The organism is Bradyrhizobium sp. HKCCYLR20261, from assembly GCF_051168435.1.
GTDB lineage: Bacteria > Pseudomonadota > Alphaproteobacteria > Rhizobiales > Xanthobacteraceae > Bradyrhizobium.
The window spans coordinates 163,053-175,339 of record NZ_JBNPUZ010000007.1 but is presented as its reverse complement, the minus strand read 5'-3'; the positions used below and the strand labels follow the sequence as shown (position 1 = coordinate 175,339).

The following is a 12,287-nucleotide window of genomic DNA, read 5'->3' as shown; positions in this document are numbered from 1 at the left end:
CAACAGGGACCGGCGACAATCCGGCCCGGACCACCACAGGAGGAAGCACTATGACGATCAAATCATGGCTCGGCTCGGCGGCGCTCGCGCTGCTGGCAGGCACCTTCGCCAGCTCGGCGCAAGCGCAGCAGATCGCGATCGGCCATCTGCAGGATCTCTCGGGCGGCACGTCGGACGTCGGCACGCCCTATGGCCAGGCCGTGGTCGACACCTTTGCCTGGGTCAACAAGAACGGCGGCATCGGCGGCAAGCAGCTCGCGGTCGACAGCAACGACTACGGCTACCAGGTGCCGAAGGCGATCGCGCTGTACAAGAAGTGGTCGGCGCCGGACAACAAGGTCGCCGCGATCATGGGCTGGGGCACCGCCGACACCGAGGCGCTGACCGGCTTCCTCGCTAACGACAAGATCCCGGACATGTCCGGCTCCTACGCCGCCGCGCTGACCGACCCGGAAGGCACCAGCGGCAAGGCCAAGCCCGCGCCCTACAACTTCTTCTACGGCCCGAGCTACTCGGACGCGCTGCGCGCCGAGCTGACCTGGGCGGCCGAGGACTGGAAGGCGAAGGGCAAGCCCGGCAAGCCGAAATTCGTCCACATGGGCGCCAACCATCCCTACCCCAACGCGCCGAAGGCCGCGGGCGAAGCGCTCGCCACCGAGCTCGGCTTCGAGGTGCTGCCGCCGCTGGTGTTCGCGCTGGCGCCGGGCGACTACAGCGCACAGTGCCTGAGCCTGAAGAGCTCCGGCGCCAACTACGCCTATCTCGGCAACACCGCGGCCTCCAACATCTCGGTGATGAAGGCCTGCAAGAATGCCGGCGTCGACATCCAGTTCCTGTCCAACGTCTGGGGCATGGACGAGAACGCCGCCAAGACCGCGGGCGATGCCGCTGACGGCGTGATCTTCCCGCTGCGCACCTCGGTCGCCTGGGGCGGCGATGCGCCGGGCATGAAGACGGTGCAGGAGATCTCGAAGATGTCGGATCCCACCGGCAAGATCTATCGCCCGGTGCACTACGTCGCCGCGGTCTGCTCGGCGCTCTACATGAAGGAAGCGCTCGACTGGGCGGCGAAGAACGGCGGCGCCACCGGCGAGAACGTCGCCAAGGGCTTCCACCAGAAGAAGGACTGGGTGCCGGCCGGCATGGAAGGCGTCTGCAGCCCCTCGACCTGGACCGAGAAGGACCATCGCGGCACCATGAAGGTCGACCTCTATCGTGCCCGCGTCACCGGGCCGACCGATGGCGACCTCAACGACCTCATGGCCAAGGGCGTCATCAAGCTCGAGAAGGTCAAGACCATCGAGCTGCCGCGCAAGGCCGAATGGGCGGGTTGGTAAGCTGTTGAGCTGCTGCCGAGCAAGCTCTGCAGCAACTCCACACACGATCGTCATCCCCGCGAAAGCGGGGATCCAGTACGCCGCGGCTTCTCGGTGAAGCAACGGCGTCTCTGGAATACTGGGTCCCCCGCCTTCGCGGGGGACGACAGCGGTGGACAACCACGATGACCGAAACACTCGACTCTCCGCGAACCGGCACAACCAGCGCGACAGCAGCCCCTCTGCTCTCCGTGCGCAACATCGAGGTCGTCTATGACGACGTCATCCTGGTGCTGCGCGGGCTGAGCCTCGACGTCCCGAAGGGCGCCATCGTCGCGCTGCTCGGCGCCAATGGCGCCGGCAAGTCGACGACCTTGAAGGCGATCTCCGGTCTGCTCAAGACCGAGGATGGCGAGGTCACACGCGGCGAGATCATGTTCGACGGCGCGCGCATCGACGGCATCGATCCCGAGAAAATCGTCCGCCGCGGCATCTTCCAGGTCATGGAAGGCCGGCGCATCGTCGCCGACATGACCTCGCTGGAAAACCTCAAGCTCGGCGCGTTCACCCGCAGCGATCGCGAAGTCTCAAAAGACATCGAGATGGTGTACAACTACTTCCCGCGGCTGAAGGAGCGCACCGGCCTGGCCGGTTATCTGTCCGGCGGCGAGCAGCAGATGCTGGCGATCGGGCGCGCGCTGATGGCGCGGCCGAAGATGATCCTGATGGACGAGCCGTCGATGGGTCTCTCGCCGCTGCTGGTCAAGGAAGTGTTCGCGATCATCAAGGAGATCAACCGGGATCTCGGCGTCACCATTCTGCTGGTCGAGCAGAACGCGCGCGCGGCGCTGTCGGTCGCCAGCCACGGCTACATCATGGAGCAAGGCAAGGTGGTGCTCGACGGCACCGCGGATGCGCTGCGCGACAATGAGGACGTCAAGGAATTCTACCTCGGCGGCGCCGGCGACCAGCGCAAAAGCTTCAAGAACCTGAAGAGCTTCAAGCGGCGAAAGCGGTGGCTGTAGCTCTTTCTTCTCCCTCTCCCCGTTCTTACGGGGAGAGGGTCGGGGTGAGGGGCAGCTCCGGGCACCGCGCCTGCTGAGAGCCCCCCTCACCCGCATCGCATCTGGCGATGCGATGCGACCTCTCCCCGCACGCGGGGAGAGGTGAAGCGGCACCTGGGGACCTGACATGACCACCCACTACGACGCCCTCGAGACCCGTGATCCCGCCGAACGCGAGCAGGATCTGTTCGGCCGCCTGCCCGACGTGCTGCGTGCGGCGATGAACGCGCCGGCCTATGCGGCGCTGCTGCAGGGTATCGATCCACAGGACATCACAAGCCGTGCCGCGCTCGCCCAGCTTCCCGTGCTGCGCAAGTCCGAGCTCCCTGCCCTGCACAAGGCGGCGCCGCCGTTCGGCGGCTTCGTCGCGCGACCGCCCGGGGCATTCTCGCGCCTGTTCACCTCGCCCGGGCCGATCTTCGAGCCGGAGGCCGCGCACGCTGATCCCTGGCGCGGCGCCCGCGCGCTGTTCGCGGCCGGCTTTCGCAGCAGTGACGTCGTGCTCAACACCTTCAGCTATCACCTCACGCCCGGCGGCTTCATCTTCGACGCGTCGGCACGCGCGCTCGGCTGCGCGGTGATCCCCGCCGGTCCGGGCAATACCGAGGCGCAGTTCGAGCTGATCGAGGCGTACCGTCCGGTCGGCTACAGCGGCACGCCCGACTTCCTGAAGATCCTGCTCGACGCCGCCGCGACCGCCGGCCGCGACGTCTCCTCCCTCAAGCGCGCGCTGGTGTCGGGCGCGGCGTTCCCGCCGTCGCTGCAGGCCGAGATCAAGGCGCGCGGCATCGATGCCTACCAGGCGTTCGGCACCGCCGATCTCGGCATCATCGCCTATGAGACATCAGCGCGCGACGGCATGGTCGTGAACGAGGACCTCATCTTCGAGATCGTCCGCCCCGGCACCGGCGATCCCGTGGCGGACGGCGATGTCGGCGAGATCGTCGTGACCTCGCTCGATCCTGACCATCCCTGGATTCGCCTGGCGCTCGGCGACCTCACCGCCGCCTTGCCCGGCCTCAGCGCCTGCGGCCGCACCAACATGCGCATCAAGGGCTGGATGGGCCGCGCCGACCAGACCACCAAGGTCAAGGGCATGTTCGTGCGGCCCGAGCAGGTCGCCGAGATCGGCAAGCGCCATCCCGAGCTCGGCCGCCTTCGTCTGGTCGTCACCCGCGCCGGCGAGACCGATGCGATGACGTTGAAGGCCGAATGCGCCTCGCCGGCAGACGGGCTGCAAGAGGCACTCGCCACCAGCCTGCGCAGCGTCGCCAAGCTCGGCGGCCAAGTCGAGCTGGTCGCGCCGGGCACGCTGCCGAACGACGGCAAGGTGATATCAGACGAACGCTGAGCCTGGTTCCTGCAACCGAGGCGAAGCCCTGCGGCGACGGCATGAGCCGCGCCCTGCGCACGTCCCATGCGCAATTGTCGCCTCCCGCGCGCTCTCCTATACAGCCATGTCACGTTCCCTGGAGTTCGTCCGCATGGCCTTCCCGCGCGCGTCCAAAGCCCTGTCCCGCTTCACCGTGCTCGATCTGACGCGGGTGCGCGCCGGCCCGACCTGTGCGCGGCAGTTCGCCGACTGGGGCGCCAACGTCATCAAGATCGACGCTGTCATGGAGGATGGCGGCGAGGCGCTCGGCGGCCCGCGCCGCGGTTCCGACTTCCAGAACCTGCATCGCAACAAGCGGGCGATGACGCTCAACCTGAAGGACCCGAAGGGCGTCGACGTGTTCATGCGGCTCGCCAAGCAGGCCGACGTCGTCATCGAGAACTATCGTCCCGACGTGAAGACCAAGCTCGGCATCGACTACGAGGCCGTGCGCAAGGTCAATCCGCGCATCGTCTATGGCAGCATCTCCGGCTTTGGCCAGGACGGTCCCTATTCCAAGCGGCCGGGCTTCGACCAGATCGCGCAAGGCATGGGCGGGCTGATGTCGATCACCGGCGCGCCCGGCGAAGGCCCGATGCGTGCGGGCATTCCGATCGCCGATCTCTCCGCCGGCCTGTCCTGCGCGATGGGCATCCTCACCGCGCTGCTCGAGCGCGAAGTCTCCGGCGAAGGCCAGTGGGTGCAGACCTCGCTGTTGCAGGCGCAGATCTTCATGCTCGACTTCCAGGCCGCGCGCTGGCTGATGGAAAAGGACGTCGCGCCGCAGGCCGGCAACAATCATCCGACCAGCATCCCGACCGGCGTCTTCAAGACCTCCGACGGCTACATCAACATTGCCGCGACCGGCGGGCGGATCTGGGAGCGGCTGTGCCAGACGCTCGGCGCGCCCGAATGGATCGACAATCCGGACTACGCCACGGCGCCGGCGCGCTCGAAGAACCGCGACGCGCTCAATGCCGAGATCAACGCGCGCACGCTTTCAAAAACCAGCGAGCAATGGGTCGCCGAGCTCAACGCCGCCGGCGTGCCCTGTGGGCCGATCTACGCAATCGATCAGATGTTCGAGGATCCGCAGGTCAAGCATCTCGGCATGGCGCAGCCGGTGCCGAGCGACGACGGCCGCGACATCACGCTGGTGGCGCAGCCCTTCACCTTGTCCCGCACACCGACCCGCATGGCGGCGCGGCCGCCGGAGTTCGGCGAGCAGACCGAGGAGATCCTCTCCGAGTTCGGCTTCACCGACGGCGAGATCGCCGATCTCCGCCTGCATCGTGTCGTGTGAGCAGGTGCAATATGACGAAGCCGCGGCATCCCGTCGCTGTGGCCCAGATGTCACCACGTTGGAACTTCGACCTTGACCGGATTGAGGCCGAGGCAAGACCGCGTTAATCTCTTCTCATCAGTTGACGCGGACCTGAGGTGGCCCGCGGGCGTAAGGAGTAGCGGGTCATGAGCGCATCCGAGTTGAACGAGTTTCTGACGGCGATGGACATGGTCCGCGACGTCAACGCGGCCGCTCTGACCAAGGACAGCGCTGTCCTGTTCGACGAGACGGTGCTCGACAACGACTCGGATTGGTACCACCTGCCGGTCGAGGAGACCGTCAACTGAGACGGAGCTGACGCCAGCACGCGCGCGTCCTGTCGATGTAGTATCACCAAGCCTTCGTTCGATGAACCGGACGGAGGCTTTTGCTTGTCTCGTCCCGCTGATGAGCAGGCCGTCCTGACGAGGACAGCACAAAAAAAGCCCGACGCAAGCGCCGGGCAAGGGATCGTCTCGGGAGGAAACATCAGGGCGCGATGACCATCCGTGAGGCGTCACCACGCTGAGCAGGACGAAATCTGCCCATGAATGAAGCCTACCACCGCTCTGCCTAAAAAGCTGTCATCGCAAAGACACAACCTCTGGAGAAGCGCCGGGGCGAATCGAACAACGGTCCGCCGCAGTCAATCCGGCCTGTCGCGACCGTGTCGGTGGTGCCACAGTCCGGCCGCGAACCGCGCGGCGCTGCAATTCACCCAAAAAGTCACAGTTCCCGTCTCCGCATTTTTGCGTGCTTTGGATGACGGCCTCTGTCCGTCGATCGGCACCGGCCCTGACTTCGAGCTGCGCAAAGGGCTGGCGTGCTGATTCCAGAAACATCGAACACCGATCGTGCGGCCGGTTCTCTCCGACGGACCCGCCTGCATTGGCTCACGGCGACCACGGCGCTGCTATCGCTCGCACTGGCAAGCCCAGCGCTCGCCCAGGCGACCAGCGGCGGCTCCGGCGGCAACGTCAACGGCATCGGCAACGGCGGCGCCAGTTCGGCAACCGGCACCGGAGCGAATGGTGTTGCGGGCAGCAACCTCACGCAAGGGGGCGGCGGCGGCGGCGCAGGCGCGATCGGCGGTGACGGTGGTGGCGATTACTCCGGCGCGTTCAGCGGCGGCCGGGGCGGCGTAGCGCCGGGCGAACAGGGGAATAGCGGCCAGGGCGGCGGCGGCACGTCGAGCGGCGGCGGTGGCGGTGGCGGCGCTCATGGTGCGGTGGTCACGACGGACGGCAGCAATACTGCGACCATTACTGGCGGCTATGGCGGACGCGGCGGCTCCGCCAGCCTGAGCTGGGGCGGTGGTGGCGGCGGCGCAGCCGGCTATGGGCTCGTCATCGACGGCACTGGCCTCAACTACACCAACACCGGCGCGATCGCCGGTGGCATCGGCGGTCCGGGCGGCACGGCCAACAACAATGGGCATGGCGGCGCCGGCGGCGATGGCGGCTACGGCGTCTATCTGACCGGCACGGGCGTTCTCACCAATTCCGGCAGCATCACCGGCGGCAACGGCGGCGACGGCGGCAATGCTCTCAACAGCAGCCAGCCCAACGCGGGCGGGGACGGAGGCAATGGTGGCGCGGGCGTCGTCTTCGCGACCGGCGGCACGCTGATCAATTCCGGCAGCATCACGGGCGGCGCGACAGGCATCCGCGGCATCGGCGGCAGTTCGTCTAATGGCGTCTTCGGGTCAGCGGGCAACGGCGTGCGCGGGGCCAATCTCACCGTCATCAACAGCGGCGCGATCTCGGCGGGATCCAATTTGAGCGGCGATCCCTTGTTCGACGCCAACGCCATCACCTTCACCGGCGGCAGCAACGTGCTGGAGATCTGGGCGAGCTCACTCATCAACGGCAATGTGGTCGGCACCGGCAGCGACACGTTCCGGCTGGGTGGCGCGGCGAACGGCACATTCGACGTCTCCAGCATCGGCGGCTCGGCGCAGTATCAGGGCTTCTCGAGCTTCGTGAAGACCGGCACCAGCACCTGGACGTTGACCGGCACCACGGCCGCCGTCACGCCCTGGGCGATCAACCAGGGCACGCTTGCGGTTTCCTCCGATGCCAATCTCGGCGCGGCCTCCGGCGGGCTCTCCTTCGGCGGCGGCACGCTGCAAGTTCTGGCGGGCTTCAGCTCCAGCCGCAACATCACGCTCAATGCCGGCGGCGGCAGCTTCGACACCAACGGCTACAACGCCACGCTCAGCGGCACGATCTCCGGCAGCGGCGGCCTGACCAAGTTCGGCACCGGAGTCCTGACGCTGAGCGGGATCACCAGCTACGCCGGCGACACTCTCGTCAGCGGCGGCACGCTGCGGACCGGCGCGTCCGGCGTTCTCTCGGTCGCCAGCAGCTACATGATCGCGACAGGTGCGACGCTCGACCTCGATGGCACCGGCCAGACCATCGGCGGGCTCAGCGGCAGCGGCAACGTGCTGCTCGGGAGCAACGGCTCGCTGGCGATCGGCGACAATGGCGGAGCCGCGGTGTTCTCCGGCACGATTTCGGGCAACGGCACCTTCGTCAAGAGCGGGCCCGGACTCCTGACGCTCAGCGGCACCAACACATACAGCGGCCTGACCATCGTCGATGGCGGCACGCTGCGCGCGGGCGCGGCCGGCGCCTTCGCACCTTTGAGCTCTTTCGAGGTCGATAGCGGCACCACGCTCGATCTCAACGGCTTCAACCAGACCATCGCCTCGCTCACCGGCGGGGGCGCCGTGCTGCTCAGCGCGGGCACGCTGACATCGGGCGGCGACAATACCAGCACGAACTTCCTCGGCACGATCTCCGGCAGCGGCGGCTTCACCAAGGTCGGCACCGGCACGATGCGGTTCGACGGAGCGACCACCTACACCGGCGCGACGACGATCAGTGCTGGTACCCTGCAGGCCGGCGCCTCCGGCGTGCTCGCCTCGGCCAGCGCGTTCATGATCGCGTCAGGCGCGACGCTCGATCTCAACGGCTTCGATCAGGCCATCGGCTCGCTGGCCGGCAGCGGCAATGTCCTGCTCGGCGCGGCAATGCTGACGGCGGGCGGCAACAACGGCAATACCAGCTTCTCCGGCGCGATCTCCGGCAGCGGCGGCTTCACCAAGACCGGCACCGGCCGGATGACGCTCACCGGCACGAACAACTATACCGGCGCCACCATCGTCAACGGCGGCGTGCTGGAAGTCGCCGGCGCCATCACCAATACCTCGGGCGTGACGGTCAATGCCGGCGGCACGCTGATGGGCGCGGGTCTCGTCGATCCGCCGATGACGGTGAGCATCAACAATGGCGGCACGCTGGCGCCGGGTAACGGCACCGCCGGCTCGTCGATGACCATCATCGGCAATCTCGCCTTCCAGTCGGGCGCGGTCTATCTGGTGCAGCTCGATCCGACGACGGCTTCGTTCGCCAGCGTGAGTGGATCTGCCTCCCTCGGCGGTGCGACCGTCAACGCCGTGTTCGGCACCGGCGGCTATGTCGACAAGCGCTACACGATCCTGACGACCAGCGGCGGCATCTCCGGCAGCTTCGGATCGGTCGTGAAGACCAACCTGCCTTCCGGCTTCAAGACCAGCCTGAGCTACGACGCCAACAACGCCTATCTCGACCTGGTCCTCGCCTTCGCCCTGCCCGGTGGCCTCAACGGCAATCAGAAGGCGGTCGGCGACACGTTGTCGGCCTACTTCGATCGCACCGGCGACATTCCGGTGGTGTTCGGCCGATTGAACCAGGCTGGTCTGACGCAGACCTCTGGCGAGAGCGCCACGGGCGTGCAGCAGACCACCTTCAATGCGATGAGCCAGTTCGCCGGCCTGCTCACCGATCCGTTCGCGCAACGCCAGGGCAGCGGTGGTGCGAGCAGCTACGCCGACGCGGCGCGCAAACGCACCGATGCCTTCGCGATGCTGCCCGACGACAGGCCAGCGGACTTCGCGCAACGCTGGAACGTGTGGGCGGCCGGCTTCGGCGGCTCGCAATCCACCAGCGGCAATGCGAGCGTCGGCTCCAACGACACCACCAGCCGCCTTGCCGGCACCGCCGTCGGCGCCGACTATCGGATCGCGCCGCGCACCATCGCAGGCTTTGCCCTCGCCGGAGGCGGCACGAGCTTCAGCGTCAACGGCCTCGGCTCCGGCCGCTCCGACCTGTTCCAGGCCGGCGCCTATCTGCATCACCATGTCGGCCCTAGCTATCTGCGGGCGGCGCTGGCCTATGGATGGCAGGACGTCACCACCGACCGCACCGTCGCAATTTCTGGCACGGACCGGCTGCGCGCGAGCTATCAGGCCAATGCGTGGACCGGCCGCATCGAGGGCGGCACGCGCTTCGTCGCGCCGCTCGGCGGCATCGGCGTCACGCCCTACGCGGCAGCGCAGGTGACCAGCTTGCGCCTGCCCACTTATATCGAACAGGCCACCGCCGGCGCCGCGACCTTCGCCCTGACCTACGCAGGGAAGACCGTCACCGACACGCGCACCGAGCTCGGCCTGCGCTCCGACAAATCCTATGCATTGGCAGACGGCAATCTCACCCTGCGCGGCCGCCTCGCGTGGGCTCACGACTTCAATCCCGATCGCTCCGTCGCCGCGACGTTCCAGACGCTGCCCGGCGCGAGCTTCGTCGTCAACGGCGCAGCGCAGGCGCGCGACTCTGCATTGACCACGACCTCAATCGAGATGAACTGGCTGAACGGCTGGAGCGCGATGGCGACGTTCGAGAGCGAAGTGTCGAACGTGACGCGGTCGTATGCCGGCAAAGGGACAGTGCGCTACGCGTGGTGAGAGCCGGTGTGGCGATTGACACCGCCGAATTGATAGGCGCGTGGCCCATCGCGCCTCCAACGTCATTCCGGGGCAATCGACAGCGCGAAGCCGCGCAGCGGCTACGCGTTGGCGATTGAACGCGGAATCCCGAGCTGTCGAAAAGAACGCCAACTCATCTCCAGATTCCGGGTTCAAGGCCTGCGGCCTTGCCCCGGAATGACCGTGGGTGGAAGACCGCGCCTAAGCCTCAGCCTTCGCTGCCGGCGGGCTCGACTTGCTGACGCTCGCCACCAGCCGATCGATCAACGGCCAGAACAGCAGCACGATCGCCAGTGTCGTGATGGTGCCGACGAGACCGTTCGCCCAGAACACCTTCATGTTGCCGCCCGAGATGATCATCGACTGCCGGAAGGCGTCCTCGGCGCGGCTGCCGAGCACCAGCGCCAGCGTGAAAGGCGCCAGCGGAATCTTGATCTTCTTGAAGACGTAGCCGACGACGCCAAAGCCGAGCATCAGCCAGACGTCGAACATCGCGTTCTGAATCGCATAGGCGCCGATCGCGCAGGACACCACGATCATCGGCGCCACCGCCGCGAACGGCACGCGCAGGATCGAGGCGAAGATCGGCACGGTGGACAGCACCAGCACCAGGCCGACGACGTTGCCGAGATACATCGAGGCGATCAGGCCCCAGACGAAATCCTTGTGCTCCACAAACAAGAGCGGGCCGGGATTGAGACCCCACACCATCAGGCCGCCGAGCAGGATCGCCGCGGTGCCCGAGCCGGGAATGCCGAGCGCGAGCATCGGCAGCAGCGCGGCGGTGCCCGAGGCGTGCGCCGCCGTCTCAGGCGCGAACACGCCCTCGATGCGGCCCTTGCCAAAGCTGTCCTGGTCCTTGGAGAAGCGCTTGGCGAGGTTGTAGCCCATGAAGGAGGCCGCGATCGCGCCGCCCGGCGTGATGCCGAGCCAGCAGCCGATCACCGAGGAGCGGAACAGCGTCATCCAGTATTTCGGCAGGTCCTTCCAGACGGCGAGCACCGTGCGCAGCGAGATCGACGCGGCGTGACCGCGCAGCGCCAGGCGCTCCTCCATCGTCAGCAGGATCTCGCTGATGCCGAACAGGCCGATCACGGCGACCAGGAAGTTGATGCCGCGCAAGAGATCAGTCGAGCCGAAGGTCATGCGCAGCTGGCCCGAGACGGTGTCCATGCCGACGCCGGCGAGCAGCAGGCCGAGTGCCATCGCGATGACGGTCTTGTGCTTGTCCTCACGTCCCAAGCCGACGAAGGAGCAGAAGGTGAGCAGATAGACCGCGAAGAACTCGGGCGGGCCGAACTTCAAAGCGAAGGACGAGATCCACGGCGCCAGGAAGGTGATCAGCAGCACCGCGACCAGCGAGCCGATGAAGGACGAGGTGAAGGCCGCGGTCAGCGCCTCCGCCGCCTTGCCCTGCTGCGCCATCGGATAGCCGTCGAAGGTGGTCGCCACCGACCAGGCCTCGCCGGGAATGTTGAACAGGATGGAGGTGATCGCGCCGCCGAACAGAGCGCCCCAATAGATGCAGGACAGCATCACGATGGCCGAGGTTGGATCCATCGAGAAGGTCAGCGGCAACAGGATGGCGACGCCGTTGGGGCCGCCGAGCCCCGGCAAGACGCCGACAAACACGCCGAGCACCAGCCCGACCATCATCAAGAGCAGCGTCTTCCAGGTCAGGAGGACCGCGAACCCGTGCAGCAGCAGACCCAGAGCTTCCATTACTTGGCTTCCATTGGTCAGTTCCACTTACTCCGTCATCGCGAGGAGCGAAGCGACGACGCGATCCAGGAGTTGTCAGGCTCGAGTCTGGATTGCTTCGCTTCGCTCGCAATGACGGTGGGAGGATTGTTAGTGCCCGAACGCCGCTTCGAGCGGTCCCTTGGGCATGATCACGTCGAACACGACATCGAAGGTCACGAACATCACGGCGCTGAACAGGAACGCCGTGAGCAGCGACTTCCAGATCGCGATCTTGCCGACGATGCGCATGAAGCCGGCGATCAGGAGGAAGCTCGCGACATAGATGCCGAGGAACTGCATGGCGATGCAGAACAACAGCGTGGGGACGAACACCGCCATCACGCGGCGCAGCTGCGCCCGCGTGACGAAGGTCTCGACCGCCTCCTTGCGCGACAGGAACGCGGCGGCGATGCCGTAGAGGCTGGCACCGCCGAGAATGACCGAGAGGTAGAACGGGAAGTAGCCGGGCTCGGGACCGGTCGAGTCCCAGGACGCGCCGGTCCGCCAATTGTCCCAGGCCAGCAGGACAGCGAGCCCGAGCAGCAGCAGCGACACCGCCACGTCGACCGTCCGGTTGGATGTCACGGACGGAGAGTTCTCCTCCGGCGCAGTGGGATCGTCGACCGCGATCTCGAGCTCAGCGTTGGACATGGATCCT

Annotated in this window: 8 protein-coding genes; 6 read left to right on the top strand and 2 right to left on the bottom strand. The window is 66.8% G+C overall.

Annotation, left to right across the window (positions count from 1 at the left end):
• The first annotated feature begins 50 nt into the window (after positions 1-50).
• From ACQR1L_RS18915 to ACQR1L_RS18890, 6 genes are all read left to right on the top strand, one after another.
• Positions 51-1,337: an ABC transporter substrate-binding protein gene (locus tag ACQR1L_RS18915; protein WP_434859424.1), complete on the top strand. Its 1,287-nt coding sequence runs from the start codon at positions 51-53 to the stop codon at positions 1,335-1,337.
• Positions 1,338-1,501: 164 nt separating this feature from the next.
• Positions 1,502-2,341, top strand: a complete 840-nt coding sequence (locus ACQR1L_RS18910; protein WP_434859423.1) for an ABC transporter ATP-binding protein — start codon at positions 1,502-1,504, stop codon at positions 2,339-2,341.
• Between the two features lie 166 nt (positions 2,342-2,507).
• On the top strand, positions 2,508-3,731 hold the full coding sequence (locus tag ACQR1L_RS18905; protein WP_434859422.1) for a phenylacetate--CoA ligase family protein: 1,224 nt from the start codon (positions 2,508-2,510) through the stop codon (positions 3,729-3,731).
• Between the two features lie 133 nt (positions 3,732-3,864).
• The gene (locus ACQR1L_RS18900) at positions 3,865-5,055 is read left to right on the top strand and encodes a CaiB/BaiF CoA transferase family protein (protein WP_434859421.1); all 1,191 of its coding nucleotides are present in this window, start codon (positions 3,865-3,867) and stop codon (positions 5,053-5,055) included.
• Between the two features lie 167 nt (positions 5,056-5,222).
• Positions 5,223-5,384 carry a hypothetical protein gene (locus tag ACQR1L_RS18895; protein WP_434859420.1) on the top strand — a complete coding sequence of 54 codons (162 nt, stop codon included), beginning with the start codon at positions 5,223-5,225 and terminating at the stop codon, positions 5,382-5,384.
• 515 nt (positions 5,385-5,899) lie between these two features.
• Positions 5,900-9,865 carry an autotransporter domain-containing protein gene (locus ACQR1L_RS18890; protein ID WP_434859419.1) on the top strand — a complete coding sequence of 1,322 codons (3,966 nt, stop codon included), beginning with the start codon at positions 5,900-5,902 and terminating at the stop codon, positions 9,863-9,865.
• A gap of 222 nt (positions 9,866-10,087) precedes the next feature.
• On the opposite strand, the gene ACQR1L_RS18885 is transcribed toward ACQR1L_RS18890, so the two are convergent.
• Together ACQR1L_RS18885 and ACQR1L_RS18880 are read right to left on the bottom strand one after the other, a co-directional pair.
• Positions 10,088-11,608 (bottom strand): tripartite tricarboxylate transporter permease, encoded by a 1,521-nt coding sequence (locus tag ACQR1L_RS18885; protein ID WP_434859418.1) that lies wholly within the window; start codon positions 11,606-11,608, stop codon positions 10,088-10,090.
• 129 nt (positions 11,609-11,737) lie between these two features.
• Complete coding sequence (locus tag ACQR1L_RS18880; protein ID WP_434859417.1) at positions 11,738-12,280, bottom strand: tripartite tricarboxylate transporter TctB family protein; 543 nt, start codon at positions 12,278-12,280, stop codon at positions 11,738-11,740.
• Positions 12,281-12,287: the final 7 nt, after the last annotated feature.

Excerpts from the sequence above, each read along its gene's own strand:
- ACQR1L_RS18915 (WP_434859424.1), top strand. The coding sequence starts at position 51 with ATGACGATCAAATCATGGCTCGGCTCGGCGGCGCTCGCGCTGCTGGCA.
- ACQR1L_RS18910 (WP_434859423.1), top strand. The coding sequence starts at position 1,502 with ATGACCGAAACACTCGACTCTCCGCGAACCGGCACAACCAGCGCGACA.
- ACQR1L_RS18905 (WP_434859422.1), top strand. The coding sequence starts at position 2,508 with ATGACCACCCACTACGACGCCCTCGAGACCCGTGATCCCGCCGAACGC.
- ACQR1L_RS18900 (WP_434859421.1), top strand. The coding sequence starts at position 3,865 with ATGGCCTTCCCGCGCGCGTCCAAAGCCCTGTCCCGCTTCACCGTGCTC.
- ACQR1L_RS18895 (WP_434859420.1), top strand. The coding sequence starts at position 5,223 with ATGAGCGCATCCGAGTTGAACGAGTTTCTGACGGCGATGGACATGGTC.
- ACQR1L_RS18885 (WP_434859418.1), bottom strand. The coding sequence starts at position 11,608 with ATGGAAGCTCTGGGTCTGCTGCTGCACGGGTTCGCGGTCCTCCTGACC.
- ACQR1L_RS18880 (WP_434859417.1), bottom strand. The coding sequence starts at position 12,280 with ATGTCCAACGCTGAGCTCGAGATCGCGGTCGACGATCCCACTGCGCCG.